The organism is Pseudomonas sp. AL03 (genome assembly GCF_029960815.1).
GTDB lineage: Bacteria > Pseudomonadota > Gammaproteobacteria > Pseudomonadales > Pseudomonadaceae > Aquipseudomonas.
In genome coordinates this window covers 128017-144975 of the sequence record NZ_JASBRE010000013.1, presented here as the reverse complement: position 1 = coordinate 144975, position 16959 = coordinate 128017, and the positions used below count along the sequence as shown (strand labels likewise).

Annotated in this window: 11 protein-coding genes and 2 pseudogenes; 10 read left to right on the top strand and 3 right to left on the bottom strand. The window is 57.4% G+C overall.

Annotated elements, in window-relative coordinates:
• Positions 1 to 627 precede the first annotated feature (627 nt).
• From QK293_RS14945 to QK293_RS14935, 3 genes and pseudogenes are all read right to left on the bottom strand, one after another.
• Positions 628 to 1144: pseudogene (locus tag QK293_RS14945) on the bottom strand (group II intron maturase-specific domain-containing protein); the annotation flags it as partial.
• A 368-nt stretch (positions 1145 to 1512) separates the two neighbouring features.
• Positions 1513 to 1741: pseudogene (locus QK293_RS14940) on the bottom strand (OprD family outer membrane porin); the annotation flags it as partial.
• Between the two features lie 277 nt (positions 1742 to 2018).
• The gene (locus QK293_RS14935) at positions 2019 to 2351 is read right to left on the bottom strand and encodes a DUF2790 domain-containing protein (RefSeq protein ID WP_282378156.1); all 333 of its coding nucleotides are present in this window, start codon (positions 2349 to 2351) and stop codon (positions 2019 to 2021) included.
• Positions 2352 to 3021: 670 nt separating this feature from the next.
• Here QK293_RS14935 and QK293_RS14930 point away from each other — a divergent pair.
• The 10 genes from QK293_RS14930 (at position 3022) to QK293_RS14875 (ending at position 16948) form a co-directional block, all read left to right on the top strand.
• The gene (locus QK293_RS14930) at positions 3022 to 3411 is read left to right on the top strand and encodes a DUF305 domain-containing protein (RefSeq protein WP_282378154.1); all 390 of its coding nucleotides are present in this window, start codon (positions 3022 to 3024) and stop codon (positions 3409 to 3411) included.
• A gap of 74 nt (positions 3412 to 3485) precedes the next feature.
• The gene (locus QK293_RS14925) at positions 3486 to 3755 is read left to right on the top strand and encodes a DUF2933 domain-containing protein (RefSeq protein WP_282378151.1); all 270 of its coding nucleotides are present in this window, start codon (positions 3486 to 3488) and stop codon (positions 3753 to 3755) included.
• Positions 3756 to 3757: 2 nt separating this feature from the next.
• On the top strand, positions 3758 to 4405 hold the full coding sequence (locus QK293_RS14920; protein WP_282378149.1) for an isoprenylcysteine carboxylmethyltransferase family protein: 648 nt from the start codon (positions 3758 to 3760) through the stop codon (positions 4403 to 4405).
• Positions 4406 to 4650: 245 nt separating this feature from the next.
• Complete coding sequence (locus tag QK293_RS14915; protein ID WP_282378146.1) at positions 4651 to 7080, top strand: heavy metal translocating P-type ATPase; 2430 nt, start codon at positions 4651 to 4653, stop codon at positions 7078 to 7080.
• Between the two features lie 172 nt (positions 7081 to 7252).
• Positions 7253 to 7885, top strand: a complete 633-nt coding sequence (locus tag QK293_RS14910) for a LemA family protein (protein WP_282378144.1) — start codon at positions 7253 to 7255, stop codon at positions 7883 to 7885.
• 5 nt (positions 7886 to 7890) lie between these two features.
• A complete protein-coding gene (locus QK293_RS14905; RefSeq protein ID WP_282378194.1) occupies positions 7891 to 8727 on the top strand; it encodes a YgcG family protein in 837 nt (278 codons plus the stop codon).
• 2 nt (positions 8728 to 8729) lie between these two features.
• Positions 8730 to 9227, top strand: coding sequence for a TPM domain-containing protein (locus QK293_RS14900; RefSeq protein ID WP_282378142.1), 498 nt, complete (start codon positions 8730 to 8732; stop codon positions 9225 to 9227).
• 189 nt (positions 9228 to 9416) lie between these two features.
• On the top strand, positions 9417 to 9671 hold the full coding sequence (locus QK293_RS14895) for a heavy-metal-associated domain-containing protein (RefSeq protein ID WP_282378140.1): 255 nt from the start codon (positions 9417 to 9419) through the stop codon (positions 9669 to 9671).
• A 116-nt stretch (positions 9672 to 9787) separates the two neighbouring features.
• On the top strand, positions 9788 to 11017 hold the full coding sequence (locus QK293_RS14890; protein ID WP_282378138.1) for an MFS transporter: 1230 nt from the start codon (positions 9788 to 9790) through the stop codon (positions 11015 to 11017).
• Positions 11018 to 11581: 564 nt separating this feature from the next.
• On the top strand, positions 11582 to 16948 hold the full coding sequence (locus QK293_RS14875; protein ID WP_348775351.1) for a putative Ig domain-containing protein: 5367 nt from the start codon (positions 11582 to 11584) through the stop codon (positions 16946 to 16948).
• Positions 16949 to 16959 lie beyond the last annotated feature (11 nt).

The following is a 16959-nucleotide window of genomic DNA, read 5'->3' as shown; positions in this document are numbered from 1 at the left end:
TTGCATGCGCAATATCATCCAGCGGTCTATCGCCAATCACCAGCACGTGATCTTCGCATCCAGCGCTGTGCAACCACCGCACATTGCTGTGCTTGACCCAGGCGTGTTGCCAAGCGCTCCAAGCGCCAACATCTGGGGTGCAGGATTGGCTTTAAGCAGAGCCTACTTCAAGAACTTCAGCCGCCGGGTTCCCTCTTCATTGACGTTCCCCTGCCGAGAAAGAGTTTTCAGATCCGAACCTACTTCCAAGATCGCAATGAACTTGCCAATCTCGCAGCCCTAGGGTGCGTACTGAGTTCAAAGTGTAAAATCAAAAAGGTACTGGTCAGTGCCTTTCAGGCGGCTGTGGCACTGGTTAACGCCGCTGAATGTCCATTGGGTGTTGGCGCTGCATCAGCTGATCGATCATCATCTGCTGCTTGCCTTATCAAATTCTTCGACATTGACGGCTGGTTGCTGAGCTCGGGGCATGGGTCCTTCAGTGCCTTGCGCGGCCAAGGCCCAGGCTGGGGGGAGCGATACGCCTATCAGAAACGCGTGCGCCCATGCTGGGCGCAATCGAGTAGGAAGCGGATTACACCCGCCGTCCTCTCACACCACCGTACGTACGGTTCCGTATACGGCGGTTCAGGTTACACAGCTAAGCCGATTTATCGTATCCAGTATCGAGACCAGCCCGAGTCGGTCCCACAGCTTCTTCGGCAGCGCCTGATTCATATGAGGCGCTCCCGAGTTCCACCATGGGCCGCTTCCATTGACGCCAGACGACACAACGAAGCTTGTGACGCACCAGCCGTCCAGTTCCTCAAGTGGCCGTTTGCTTTGGCTCAGCTTGAAGTAGCCCGCCCAACCACGCAGCACGGGGTTTATCCGCTCGATGATATTCGCCATCTTGTGGCCCCGCGCTTTACGTAGCCGCTCTCTGAGTCGGTCGCGCAAGCGACCTAGACTCATCGTCGCCACTCTCAGCTTCGGTTGCTGATGCCAGCTCATCCCGTAACCCAAGTAAGCACACTTCCAAGACCCGGCAACTCGGCTCTTGTCCCGGTTCAGCGTCAGTTTCAGGCGCTGATTCAGGAAGCGCTCAACCGAGTTCGTTGAGCAGGATGTTCGACAGCAACGGCGAGAGCGGGCCGCCTTGCGGCGCCCTACGACGTAGCGTTCCGTGCAAGTATTGGGCTTTGACGATTATGGCCGTCTTACCCCGCTACGCCGCCTCATCCGCTTCCTGTTCGTCAGGCCAGCATTTTGCCTCGGGCTTCCTTCAGATTCGCAGTCACCCGCGACACCCTTGCCTTTGGCTAACACTTCCCCTTGCCGGGTGTGTAGAGGACTTTCACCTCCAACTCACCAGCGTGGCCACCACAGCCAAACTGGTTGCGCTTGCGCGCAACGCGCCATGCCTGGCGCACCATAAAAAAAGGCGCCACAAGGGCGCCTAAGCCGCCTCCCACCAAAGGAGTAACAAGGAGACGGGTTGTACCTGGTGAGCGAGCATTGCTAATGCTCGATTTAGAGAATTTGCAGTGGGTGCTCCACAATCAGACGAATCTCATCCAAGTTAGATTCAACGTCGGTGGCCCGTGTCGTTGCTGGGTGCTCGCGGAATGACATGTCTTTCAGAGAGCCGGTTTGAATGATGTATTTAGCCTCGACGTCATGCTCCCAACGCTTCTGGTCTTGCAATGGCGCCATCAGCTTCTCGGCGCATATAGACGCTGTTTGCATTCGAGTGCCTGGACTGACCGTTGCGGAAGTCGCGGTTGAAGTAGAGATTGCGGTAGAGAGTGTTAAAACTACTCCCCTCAATGCCTATGGTTTTTGCTCAACGGCCACTGCAACCTGCCCCATATTCATGCCAAGGGCAATAAGGGAAAGAGACGTTCCGTCGGCGATAATTCCACATGAAAGATAACTGTAGCGTGACCTGAAAATTACTTTTTTGTCAGCGATAAGTAAGGCGCATTGGATCTGCAACTAGTTTCCTTTTTCGTTTCCGGTGTTTGGCTTTTAAGCGATCAGCTACCATGAGGACAGTTGCTGCCCAACACTTGGTACTCGATGGTGTTGAGCTTGCCATTGGAGTCTTCGTAAGTCATGCGAGAACGGACCAGCCCACAATAATTAGTGGCTGGAGTCCTGTTAACCATTTTTACAACATCAAGGTCCAACCCATACTTATAGTGGACAATTTCAGGCGCATCTTTACCGTTGTTGATGGCATATTGCTCCATTGCGTGCTGGTTCTCTTGCATCGTCCGATTGTAGACGCGATCCCCTCCGCCTTCAGCCCTGACTGCGAAGGAAGCTACCGCTATTGCAATAGCGATGCCTGCACTCAATACCTTCATGATTTTCTCCTTGAAATAACTAACTTGTAATTAGATAGTAGCAAGTGATGCCTGTCAAAAAGCTGCCGCTAACGTTACTTATGTGTCAGGCATGATATTCGCGCTGTCAATGTCTCTCCTGACAGTTCCCCTGTTGTGGTTTACGCTTCGTCAGCTATATAGGCTCGAATGGTGCTTCACACCCGTGCGCAACGAAATGCTAACCAACTAGAAGCTGACAGGAATGTAATCTTAATTTCAGTCGACTGTCCGTCAAACGTGGTCTAGGGTGAAATGTGTGCCTCTGGGTATGTGCTTATTTGAGCGTTGTGATACAGCATTTTGCTCGAATTACGCTTGGTAGGCTTGGGGCTTGGGGCAAACACCTTGAGGCCGAACATTTTCGCCTAATGATCAACTGGATCAACTGCGCCGAAAAATCTATTAGACGTCGGCCAGTTTTTTGTTGAGCGGTTCCGTTTCTACTACCTCGTGTGCGGGGTTTGCGCCAAGAGTTGCGAACGGTCGGTGGGGGTATGAAAGATTGCGTCAGGGCCTGTTGTGAATGCGCACAGCGTTGCCGAGAAATGGTTGGCACTCAGGGTTGGTCAGCCCCCATGCGGTTCAGAAATAACAGTTTCCGTGTTCGGGGGGCAATGGCCAACCCTCCGCCCCTAGCAGGAGATTCACAATGTCACAGTCTATCAAGCACAACAGTTCTAGCCGGTTCACTTTGTTGATGAGGGCGGTAGCGATGGTTGTCGCGGTAATGGCAGCAGCGCCGACGTTGGCCAATGCCGCAGAACCCGCGAAAAACGAAACGATGCCGATGCCTTCCGAGCAGATGGATCAATCGAAGATGACGAAACAAATGGGCGGCATGTCCATGACCGGCGATGTAGATTATGACTTCGCGGCCAACATGCGCATGCACCATCAGATGGCAGTTGAGATGTCGCAAGCCGAACTCAAGAACGGAAAAAATCCGGAGATGCTTCGTATGGCCAAGGACATAATTGCCGCACAGAAGAAGGAAATCGCCGTATTCGACCAGTGGATTAAAGCGAATAAAAAACCATGACTATGGTGATGCCAAAGTCTATCAGTGCGCTGCATTTTTGACAGAAACACCCGCGCCGGTTGAAGGAGAATCTAGTGAAGCACGACCACCTCCAGCACAACTCCGAGCCACCTGGATTCTGGAGCTCGCGCTACTTGATAGGTCTGATCGTTTTTGGCGCCATTGCTGCGTATTTCCTGCTCCGCGAGCATCGTGCCCATTTCTTCGGAGCATTACCGTTTCTGCTGTTGCTGGCGTGCCCGCTGATGCATTTCTTCATGCACGGCGGCCATGGTCACGATCACGGAGACCCGTCGACCAAAGCCCCCCCAGGATCATCGCAGCCGCCAAAGATTGGAGATTAGCCATGCACGACACCCCGGACTACGGACTGTGGACGCTCGTCGTCCTCAATTCGGCTATCTTCATCATGTTCGCGTTCAGTTTCTTCAAGCCTCAGACCGCGCGCGACTGGCGCACTTTCGGGGCGTTCGCAGCCTTCATAGTCGCTCTGTTCGTCGAGATGTACGGCTTTCCGTTGACCATCTACCTGATGTCGGGCTGGCTTCAGACGAAGTTTCCGAGCCTCGACCTACTGTCCCACAATACCGGCCATCTCTGGTCGACGTTACTTGGTGAGAAAGGCGATCCGCACTTCGGTGTGCTGCACATCGCCAGCTATGTCTTCCTCGGCTTCGGCTTCTATTTACTGTCCAGCGCGTGGAATGTCCTGTACCACGCGCAGCAGCGCAACAGTCTCGCCATCTCGGGCCCGTACGCGCACATCCGCCATCCGCAGTACGTTGCGTTCGTGCTTATTCTGCTGGGCTTTCTGTTCCAGTGGCCGACGTTGCTGACCTTGTTGATGTTCCCTATTTTGCTAGTGATGTATGCGCGACTGGCTATCACAGAGGAGGCCCAGATGCGTAAGCAGTTCGGCGCGGAGTTCGAAGATTATGCGGCGAGGACGCCACGCTTTCTGCCGTCGCCGCGCAAGCGGCTATCGGCCACCTGAAGCGATGTTGCCTGAAAGCACGCGGGCACTCCTTTAACTCCGTTTATCCGGCGGCTATGGATCAACACCTGAATTGCATTAGCAGGTTCAACGATGCAGGCAAGCAACTTCCTCATCGCGACTATATTACTCGGGCAAGAAGAACAAGCTCGTCGAGCCGGATCGGGACATCGTATTCGAATTCACGCCCCATTGCGTCGACGCGGGGAAACTGGCGCGCTGATGTCTGCCCCTCAGGAGCGAACATGAAAACAAGCACCTTCGAAGTGGGGGAGTTAATCTCCACCCTGAGCGCGGCCGGCGTCCACCGACAGATCGCAATGCTATCGGGTGTTCATCATGTCGAAGTGAACTATGTGGCCGGCAGTGCCACCGTGCACTTTGACGAAGCGAAAACGTCGCATAAAGAGATCCGCCAACGCATCATTGACTGCGGCTACCATTGCCGGGGTGAACTCGTTCCCGCTCACCTCTGCGAGCCTACAGATCACAAGACCGCAGACGCGCATAAAGGCTACATGGCGCAGGGTGGTAGCAAGGGACATGTGCCGAAGGAAATGGACCCGGGAAGTGATCCCCGTGCCGGCCACAGCGTCAAACCCGCGCAACCGATGAGCGACATGACGCACGATATGGGGCATGCACCCGGCATGTCGATTCAGGACATGGCCGACGATATGCGTAATCGCTTCTTCGTTGCCCTATTGTTCGCGATTCCTGTCTTCCTATACTCGCCGATGGGCACAATGTTTGGCGATTTCGAAACTCCGTTCGACCTCAATCGGAAGGTGTTTCTGTTCGTCGCCGCCACTGGCGCGATCGCCTATCCGGGTTGGCCTTTCTTCATCGCAGCCTGGCGTGCTGCGCGCAACCGGGTGGTCAACATGGCGACCCTGGTTTTACTCTCGGTCGGCACTGGGTATGTGTTCAGTGTGGGGGCCACCTTCCTCTACGAAGGTGAGGTGTTCTACGAAGCGGCAGCGGTGCTGCTGGTCTTCATTCTACTGGGCCACTGGCTTGAGATGCGTGCACGCGCGGGTGCCTCAGATGCGATCCGCGCCCTTATGGATCTGGCCCCGTCGATGACCACGGTGCTACGCGCTGGCGTAGAGACCGAGGTGGCCACCTTGGAGGTGCTGACAGGCGAGACGGTCATTATCAAGCCGGGCGACAAGCTTCCGGTTGACGGCGAAATCATCGAAGGTACCTCTGAGGTCGATGAGTCTATGCTGACCGGCGAATCGATGCCCGTGAAGAAGACTCTTGGTGATGCCGTTATTGGCGCCACGATCAATAAGAGCGGTAGCTTCCGCTACAAGGCTACCAAGGTTGGTGCCGACACGGCGTTGGCCCAGATCGTCAAACTCGTTCAGGAAGCCCAAAACTCCAAGGCGCCAGGGCAGCTACTCGCTGATCAAGCCTCGCAGTGGTTGGTTCTGGCAGCCATTGTCATTGGTTTGCTCACTTTCGGCGTGTGGTTCTGGGTCCTGGGCCAGCCACTGCTGTTCGCGTTGACGCTAACGATCACAGTGTTCGTCATTGCCTGCCCCGACGCTCTAGGCCTGGCCACCCCGATGGCCATAATGGTAGGTACGGGGCTCGGCGCTATGAACGGTATCTTGTTCAAAAACGCCGCCGCACTTGAGAACGCGACCAAGCTCACCATCATCGTTTTCGACAAGACTGGCACTCTCACACTCGGGCAACCTGATGTGGTAGAGATGGTCACCGCCCAGGACGTCACCGAGGCTCAGTTGCTGGCTACCGCCGCGGGGGTAGAGAAGTTCTCGGAGCATCCCTTGGCGTTGGCGGTGCTCAAAAGATTGGGGACCTCCCAGGCCGAGGTCGCGACGGGATTTACCAACATTGATGGTCAGGGTGCTCACGCGATGATCGGCGGTGAGAAGGTACTGCTCGGCAATCTCAAGCTGATGGAGTCCGAAGACATCCCATTGCAGGCTTTGGCCACAGAAGCCATCCGACTCCAGGGTGGGGGCCGCACCGTGGTATATGTCGCTCGCGCCGCAAAGCTGATCGGCCTAATCGCGATCGCCGATGCCGTGCGGCCAACCTCCAGGGCGACGATCGCCAAGTTGCAGGAGCGCGGCGTAAAGGTGGCGATGATTACCGGCGATAATCAAGCCACGGCCGATCGCATCGGCAAGGAACTCGGCATTGATATAGTGCTGGCCGACGTGCTTCCAGGTGAGAAAGCATCCAGGCTTAAGGCGCTTCAAGAGCAGGGGCACAAAGTTGGCATGGTAGGCGATGGCATCAACGACGCACCAGCCCTGACCCAGGCCGATGTGGGTTTCGCGATCGGTGCCGGCACCGACGTAGCTATGGAAAGCGCGCAGGTCATTTTGATGAAAAGCGACCCGTACGATGTCGTCGGTGCTATAGAACTGTCACGTGCCACCCTGCACAAGATGCATCAGAACCTGTGGTGGGCGGTTGGTTACAATCTGATCGCCTTCCCGCTGGCAGCCGGCGTCTTCTACCCGTTTACTTTATCGCCAGAAATTGCAGCATTATCGATGTCGGGCAGTTCGGCCGTCGTGGCAATCAACGCTCTGCTACTCAAACGGACCAAGCTCGCCGGTATCAAGCGTGTACGGCCACAAAAAATTGTACCTACGGCCGGCGCGCAGCCTTCCCTCGGCGTCTCGTTATAAACCAGTCGATCTGTTCCACGGGCCGATTATGCCGCAAGGAGGTAAAACGAACTACCGAAGTCTAATAAGTACCCCTTAGTCATCGCAACCCAAACATGGCAAGAATATTGCCGAAAGACACAACAGTCACAATGTTGCCCGGTTTAACAACCCGCTAACGTGGAAAAATAAAATGCGCAAATTATGGGTCATCCTGGCAGCGCTGGTTGCTCTAAACCTAAATGGCTGCGGCTACAATACCTTCCAGAGCAACGACGAGCAAATCAAAGCGAGCTGGTCTGAGGTAGTAAACCAGTACCAACGGCGGGCGGATCTGGTACCTAATCTGGTCAATACCGTCAAAGGTTATGCCTCACATGAAAAAGAAGTGTTGACGCAAGTGACGCAAGCCCGCTCTCAGGCGAGCGCCATACAGATATCGCCGGAGGTTCTCAGCGATCCGGCCGCCTTTGCCAAGTTTCAGGCTGTGCAAGGCCAGCTGTCCGGAGCGTTGTCCCGATTGTTGGCAGTGAGTGAAAACTATCCACAACTAAAAGCTGACGCCGGTTTTCGCGATTTGCAGGCGCAACTGGAAGGTACCGAAAACCGCATTGCCGTGGCGCGCAACCGCTACATCAAGTCAGTGCAGGAATTCAACGTCACGGTACGCTCGTTCCCCTCCAATCTAACGGCGATGGCATTCGGATACAAAGAGAAGCCTAATTTCACGGTAGAAAACGAAAAAGAAATCGCTAAGCCGCCCGCAGTAGATTTTGGGTCGGCGCCTGCTGTTCCCCCAAGCGGATCTCAGGGAGCAGTCAAGTGACGACGATGCGCACGACAAGCGCAGCGGCATTGTTCGCCTTTGTGCTTTGCTGGTCTTTCCTCGCGGGCGCTCAAGTCGCAGTACCTCCTCTGGCCGGGCGGGTTACCGACCAGACCGCTACGCTCACCCCAGAGCAGCTGGCTGGTCTAGAGCAAACTTTACGGGCGTTTGAAGCCAAAAAAGGCAGCCAGATTGCACTTCTCATTGTCCCCAGCACCCAGCCGGAAACAATTGAACAATACGCTTTGCGCGTTGCGGAGCAATGGAAGTTAGGCAGAAAAAAAGTGGATGACGGCGCAATCCTGGTCGTCGCCAAGAACGACCGTGCGCTTCGCATTGAAGTAGGCTACGGGCTTGAGGGGGCACTCAATGACGCCACCAGCAAGCGCATAATCAGCGAGATTATCACCCCGCGCTTCAAGCAAGGAGACTTCTACGGGGGCATTGCTGCCGGGCTCGACCAGATGATCCGGGTAATTGATGGCGAACCGCTGCCTGCCCCCGACGCACAAACTATCGGCGGTGTTACAGATATTCAGCAGTATGGGCCGCTCGTTTTTATTCTTGCGCTCGTGATCGGCAGTGTTCTGCGCCCCGTTTTGGGCAGATTTCCAGGCGCGCTAGTCACTGGAGGGGTTGTGGCCGTTATCGCTTGGTTGGTGGCCGGCGCACTGTTCATCGCGTTGGGTGCGGGAGTGATGGCACTCTTGTTCACGTTGGTCGGTGGCGGTATGGGCGGATACGGCATGGGGGGGCATCGTGGAGGATTCGGTCGAGGCGGTGGTGGCTTCGGCGGAGGCGGAGGCGGGTTTGGCGGTGGCGGCGCATCGGGGAGATGGTAAACATGAATATCAAACGCATTCTGAACCATCTTGTTATGACCCACTGGCAGGTCAATCGGGCATTTCCCCGCGAAACGTTGATCGTGATCGAACAAGCGATCAAAGCCAGTGAGGCTGCACACACCGGAGAAGTCCGTTTCGTTGTTGAGGGCGCCCTGGATAGCACACCGCTTTTCAAGGGCCAGTCCGCGCGCGAGCGCGCTGTCGATGTTTTTTCGCAGTTGCGTGTATGGGACACCGCTTGCAATAACGGTGTGCTGATTTATCTATTGCTCGCTGACCGGGACGTGGAGATTGTTGCCGATCGCGGGATACACGCGAAAGCAGGCACTCAAGAATGGCAAAGCATTTGCCTCCAGATGGAAGCCGCCTTCAAACAATCCAATTACGAAGGCGGCGTAGTCAGCGGTGTTCAGGCGGTTACACAGCATTTGACGAAACACTTTCCCGCTGCCGGCGGTGACCAGAATGAATTACCAGATAAACCAATGGTTCTCTGAGGAGCCCTTATCGTTGAGTGCCGACCAAAAAACTCAAGCACGCTCAGATGACGTGGTTAGATCCAAAGCAATCCCCGAATCAAGTAATCCGGAGCAAACTGATCTGCATACAAATGTGAGCCACTGACGGGAGACTAAGAACGTATTACAACGATGTTTGTATTCCCTATCATGATAAGGAGTATCACCATGCAAAGTGAAACGTTGAATGTAACCGGTATGACGTGTGGCGGCTGTGCCAGCAATGTGGCGAACGCGCTGAAAGCAATTCCCGGAGTTGATGACGTAGTAGTGTCGCTCTCGACCGGCGAGGCTGCCGTGCGTTATGACGAGCAACTCACCTCTCTCGACCAACTGAAATCGGCCGTGAAAGGCGCGGGCTATGGAGTGAATGCGGCCAAGGCCACGCCCAATCATCAACCCAAGGGCGGTTGCTGCAGTTAACTCGCCCCTATGATGCTCAGACGTCGGACCGCAGGCATGACTCGATGGCCTGCGGCTACATGAGGGCCACTAGCGCGCGCTCAGCACGTTTGCCCGTAGCGACTACGGCCGCGCTTATGCTCAGCGTGTTCACTGTGTCGGTTGGCTTCGGCATCGTGCTTCCGCTTTTACCCTACCTAATTGAGCGGCTGTTGGGAGCTGAAGGTGATGCAGCGCTAGTTTCCCAGCACACCGGGTTACTGACTGCTGTCTACACTCTCTCACTTTTTCTGTTTGCGCCCATGTGGGGCCGACTTTCCGACCAGCGCGGCCCGCGTGGTGTACTACTTGTTGGACTTCTCGGCGTTGGCGTAACCATGTTGGTTTTCTCTTTTATTGAGAGTCTCGTCGCTGTTTACGCCGAGCGCTTCATAAGCGGTATGTTTGCCGCAGCGGTGACGCCCGTAGCAGCGGCTGTATTCGGCAACGTCACGACGACTGAGCAGGGACGGGCCCGTCGGCTTGCGTTCGTCAGCATGACAGGGATTAGCGGCTTCCTGCTTGGACCAATGCTGAGCGTGTTCGTAACGCGTTTTGCCGCCGATACCTTCAGCCTCGCCTTGCCGGCAGGATCGATCGCGGTTCCGCTCGCGGCGACGGGACTGTTCGCCTTTCTAGTGGCCGCTGCAGTTGCGTTTTCAGTACCAAGTATCGAAGGACTTGGTCGGTCAAAGCAGACATCTAATACCTCGGCCAATCAAAAAGCATGGCTTGTTCCAAAACTCCTCATCCTCACTTTCATCGTTTCGGTCGGCGTCGGGGCCTTCGAGGTCGGGCTCGCACTGCGTGGCAAACAGGAACTAGGTTTGAGTCCATATCAGATTGCGCTGATGTTCACCGAGTGCAGCTTGGTCATGTTTGGGGTGCAAGCAATCGTATTCTCACCCTGGTTTAAGCCGGCCACGACCCGCTGGCTCATCGCACCCGCCCTCTCCGTGCTGGCAGCTCGATTGCTCCTCGTCCCTTGGGCATCTAATTTTATGTTGATGCTGGTCGTGATCGGTGCGGTCGCTGTCAGCGCCGGCATCCTGTCGCCGATCCTCACTTACTGGATCTCAGCCAAGGCTGGCAGCGCGCAAGGCTGGGAACTCGGCAAGCAAACGGCAGCGTCCAGTCTTGGGACAACCTTAGGGTCGGCGGTCGGTGGAATCCTCTACAGTACTGACTTTCTGCCTGGTGCCTCTTTCATTCTGAGCGCGAGCCTCACAGCGCTTGGCTTCTTGCTAAGCCTTGGGTTGCCGCATTTACTAATGCTTCCTAATTTATTCTCTTGTTTGATATCCGAGGGATCGAGCAAGCAAAAATGAGAAATATAGAGCGTTAGATTTCTCGAGGGATGAAAAGTACGGATGAAAGAGTTCCTTTTAGTCGTTCTGCAAGAGGGCGCTAGGCAGCCTTGGCTGCTCCGCGAGTCTCTCAACGGCTACGTCTTGCTTCTACTCATGCGCCGTTTCAAACAATTCGAACCGTGGGCAAGCCGAAGATCAACGTAAGCGCTCCATAAACCCCACCAACTTCAAAATGGGTGGCGTGCTCAGCTGGATGATGCCGGCGGAGCCGTGACTTGTGGCCGCGTCTTTTCCATCCAGCTTTTCAACTGGGCCAGCACCGGCAGGCTGTGCTCGTAGCTTCGCCTCGACGAACTTGCGCCGCGCGTGCGCCCAGCAGGGGCATCGCTCGCCACCTGAGCGAGCGTCAACAGAACGTTACTTTTTCGAAATACTTCACAACCACTGATCAGTCAGTCCGATTTTTTTGACACTTCCCCGATACGCGGTCATAACTTTTGCGCTCCGGTGGGTCATAACACGGTGGTCGTCGATGGAATATTGGCGTCTAGCGAGTTTTTAGCCTAATGCGGAGATAAGCTCATGATTTTCAATGTGCAAAATTTTGGCGCCAAAGGAGATGGCATCACAGACGACACGGCGGCGATACAAAGTGCGATTGATGCGGCGTCCGCTGCAGGCGGTGGGCAGGTGTATATGCCGACCGGAACTTACATCGTTTCGGGAGGTGAGGAACCCTCCGACGGCTGCCTGATGCTCAAGAGCAACGTCTACCTGTACGGCGACGGCATGGGCGAAACCACCGTCAAGGTGGCTGACGGCTCCGACACCAAGATCACGGGTGTCATCCGCTCGGCCTATGGCGAAGAAACCCACGATTTTGGCGTCAGCAACCTCACCATCGACGGCAACCGTGACAACACCACGGGCAAGATCGACGGTTGGTTCAACGGCTACATTCCCGGCGAAGAAGGCTACGACTCCAACGTCACCCTCGACAGCGTCGAGATCAAGGATTGCTCCGGGTACGGTTTCGACCCCCACGAGCAGACCGTCAACATGGTCATCAAGAACAGCGTGTCCCACGGCAATGGCCTGGACGGCTTTGTTGCTGACTTCCTCAGCGACAGCACCTTCGAAAACAACGTCGCCTACGACAATGACCGCCACGGTTTCAACGTCGTCACCAGCACCCACGACTTCACCCTCACCAACAACGTTGCCTACAACAATGGCGGCAATGGCATCGTGGTGCAGCGCGGCAGCGAGGACATCCCCTCCCCCAGCAACATCACCATCACCGGTGGCGAGGTGTACGGCAACGGCGCCGAAGGGGTGCTGGTCAAACTGTCCAGCGACGTGACCGTCAGCGGTGTCGACATTCACGACAACGCCAGCGCCGGGATCCGCATCTACGGCAGCAACCACGTCGAGATCATCGACAACACGCTCAACAACAACTCACTGGGCGGCGCTGTACCCGAGATCATCATCCAGTCCTACGACGACACCCTGGGCGTGTCCGGCAGGTACTTCAACGGCAGTGATAACCTCATCCAGGGCAATATCATCAGCGGCAGCGACCTGTCGACCTACGGTGTTGCAGAGCGCAATGAAGACGGCACCGATCGCAACGCCATCATCGGCAACACCATCAGTCACACCAGTAAAGGTGCCACGCTGGTCTATGGCGACGGTAGCTACGTCAGCGCCACGGTGCCGATGACCACCGTGCAAGGCACGGCTGGCAACGACACCCTGTTGGGCAGCGCCGCCAGCGAGATTTTCTACGGCGCAGCCGGCAACGACACCATCAATGGCGGGGCCGGTGGCGACATTCTGGTGGGCGGTGCAGGCATCGACAAACTCACCGGCGGCACGGGTGCCGATACGTTCCGTTTCATCGCCCAGTCCGACAGTTACCGCAACGCAACCGCCAGCTTCGATGACACCCTTACCGACTTCGACGTCACCCAGGACAAGATCGACCTCGCCGGCCTCGGCTTCACCGGCCTGGGTAATGGCCGTGGCGGCACCTTGCAGGTCAGCTACAGCGCCAGCAACGACCGCACCTACATCAAGGACTATGATGCCGACGCCAGCGGCAATCGCTTCGAGCTGATTCTCTCGGGCAACCTGACCAGCACCCTGACCGCCAACAACTTCATTTTCAATCGGGTGGTCACCGGCACCAGCGGCAGCGACTCGCTGTTGGGCAGTGATTCGGCCGACACCTTGCTCGGCCTGGCGGGCAACGACAGCCTCAGTGGCGGCGCGGGCGACGACAAAATTGACGGCGGCGCCGGCATGGACACCCTCACCGGTGGCACCGGAGCGGACACTTTTGTGTTCTCCAACCGCCTGGACAGTTATCGCAACTACAACACCGGCGGCGCCAACCTTGGCGACCTGATCACCGACTTCGATATCACCGCCGACAAGATCGACCTCTCGGCCATGGGTTTCACCGGCCTGGGGGACGGCAAAAACAACACCGTGTACCTGGTGCTCAACACGGCCGGCACCAAGACTTACATCAAGACCCTGACTGCCGACGCCAGTGGCAACCGCTTTGAAGTGGCGCTGGATGGCAATTACCTCGACAAGCTGACCAGCGCCAATTTCGTCTTTGCCACTTCGCCAACGGTCAACCATGCGCCGGTGGTGGCAACGGCGTTGCTGGATCAGAGCGCCACTGAAAACACCCCGTTCAGCTACGTGGTGCCGGCCTCCAGTTTTACCGATCCGGATAACGACAGCCTCAGTTACACCGCCAAACTGGCCAATGGCAGCGCCCTGCCCGGTTGGCTGACCTTCGACGCCGCCACCCGCACCTTCAGCGGCACACCAAGCGACACTGCATCGGGCACTTACTCCATACAGGTCACCGCGTCCGATGGCAGCAATGCAACCGTCAACGACAGCTTTACCCTGGCCGTACAGGACGTACCCGCCGCACCCACTGTGATCAATGGCACGCCGAACAACGACACGCTGACGGGCACCGCTGCCAACGAACAACTGTTCGGTGGCGCCGGTAACGACACCCTTAATGGCGGCGCCGGCAACGACATTCTGGTCGGCGGCACCGGCGCGGACAAACTCACCGGCGGCGCGGGTGCCGACGTATTCCGCTACACCTCAAAACTCGACAGCTACCGCACCGGGTCCACCAGTGCCAGTGACCAGATCCTCGATTTCGATGTGGCTGTCGACAAGATCGATGTCTTGGCACTCGGCTACACGGGCCTGGGCAATGGCCTGAACGGCACGCTGCAAGTGACCTACAGCGCTTCGAGCAACCGCACCTACCTCAAGGATCTCACCGTCGACGCCAACGGCAACCGCTTCGAAGTGTCGCTGGCGGGCAACCTGGTGAACAGCCTGACGGCGAGTCATTTTGTCTTCGCCGACCAGAACACCCCCAGCAATGTAGCGCCGGTGGTGGCCATCCCCCTCCTCGACCAGAACGCCACCGAAAGCACGCCGTTCAAATACGCTGTGACCCACGACAGCTTCACCGACGCCAACCAGGATGTGCTGACCTACACCGCGACCCTCGCCGACGGCAGCGCCCTGCCCGCATGGCTGAGTTTCAACGCCACCAGCCTGACGTTCACCGGCACGCCGATCAGCACGGCGTCCGGTAATTACAACGTACTGGTCAAGGCCGCCGATCCTTCAGGTGCGTCGGTCAGCGACAGCTTCGCCCTGGCGGTGGCCGATGCGCCCGCCAACACCATCACCGGCACCAACAACGCCGAAAGCCTCAACGGCACGGCGGGCGCAGACCTGATCCTCGGCCTCGGTGGCAACGACACAATCAAAGCCGGCACCGGCGCGGACATCGTCGACGGCGGCGCTGGACGCGATTCGCTGTACGGCGACGACGGTGCCGACACCTTCCGCTACACCAACGTACTCGACAGTTACCGCGACTACGACACCGGCGGTGTCACGGCGACCGACACGGTCTACGACTTCACCGCGGGCGTCGACAAGATCGACGTTTCAGCGCTGGGCTTTCTCGGCCTCGGCGATGGCAGCAATGGCACGCTGTACATGACCCTCAACGCGGCCGGCGACAAGACCTACATCAAATCCGCCGAGGCCGACGCCGATGGCAATCGCTTCGAAATCGCCCTCAACGGCAACTACCTCAACACCCTGACCGCCAGTGATTTCGTGTTCGGCGAGCGCGCCCAGCAAGACATCCTCTACCTACCCACACTCGGCCAATCCAATGCGCGCCTGCTGCGCATGACGGAGGACGACGATCAGTCCGGCACCTCGATGCTGGTCAAAGACCTGGACCGCTACACCCCCTATGACGTGCGCAGCCAGTTCACCGACGCCGATGGCAATGGCATTGACATCGCGGTGGGTGGCAGCACGGTCAATGGCCTGTCGACCCTGGGCGCCGAGCAACTCAAGTTGTGCTGGTGGCTGACCGACACCAACCAACCCGGGCCTGCGCTGTTGCGTGCCGTGGCGTTGCTGCAGGAGCAGCTCACCGAACTCAAATCCATTGATAACGTCACCATGGGCATCATCTGGGGCCAGGGCGAGGAAGCCGCCCAGGAGATCGCCCGCGCCACGGACAAACCGGCGGCAGCAGCGGCGTACAAGGCCGCGACCCTGAACGTGTTTGATTACCTGCATGCCCAGTTCGGCAACTTCAGCGTGTACATGATGGAAACCGGTCACTACGAGCAGGACGCGGCGCGTGCCCGTGGTTATTCGGAAGAGAAAATCGCCTCCATCGTCGAGGGTGTCGGCTATGTCCGCGCCACCCAAGAGGCCATCGCCGCCGAGCGTGCTGACGTCAAGCTGGCGGTGGACTACACCGACCTGCCCTTGCGCTACGAGGTTGATCCGCTGGTGTACCCGGACGACGTCTGGCACCTGCACGAGGAATCGGCGGAAATCGTCGGCCAGCGCCTGGCCGATTACATTGCCAATGACCTTGGCTTCCAGGGCAACCCCAATGACAACAACAGCGTGCAGGCCATTTTCGACAACGCTCAGAACCAGGGCGGGATGATTTCCGGCACTGATCAGGCGGATACCTTGGTGGGCAGTTCGGGCAACGACACACTGGATGGCGACCTGGGCGCCGACACCATGACCGGTGGCGATGGCAGCGACACTTACTATGTCGACAACGCCGACGACACCGTGATCGAGACCAACAGCAATGCGGTGCCCGGAGGGATCGACAGCGTGCACAGCAGCCTGGCGGCCTACACCCTCGGCAACAACGTCGAGAATCTGTATGTCGACAGCGCTGGCGCCGCCAATGGCACGGGCAACGCGCTGGACAACACGCTGTTCGCCGGTGCCGGCAACAACGTGCTGGACGGGCGCGATGGCAATGACACAGTGTCCTTTGAGCGTGCCTCGGCGGGGGTTAGCGTAAACCTCTCGACGTCAGCACAACAAAACACCGCGGGTTCGGGGCTCGACACCTTAAAACTCTTCGAAAACGTGAAGGGAAGCGCCTACGCCGACAGTCTGTCGGGCAACAGCGCGGCGAACGTTCTGAACGGTGGTGCGGGCAACGATACGCTGGTAGGTGGTTCGGGCGATGATCGGCTGATCGGTGGTGCAGGCACCGACAACCTCACCGGTGGCACGGGCGCGGACACCTACGCGTTTGGTGCGCTGTCGGACATGGGCGTCGGGGCTTTACGCGATGTGATCAGCGGTTTCAAAACCGCCGAGGGTGATCATCTGGATTTCACCAGTCTGGACGCCAATCCGCTGACCGCCACCCTCGACGCCTTCATGTTCATCGGCAGCAACGCCTTCGACCCCACCAACGCCACCGGCCAAATACGCTTTGCCGATGGCATCCTCTACGGCAGCGTCAACGCCGACGCCACCCCCGAGTTCGAATTCGAAGTGGTGGGCGTCAAGGAGCTGCAGGCCAGCGATTTCACAGCCTGACCTGATGAGGC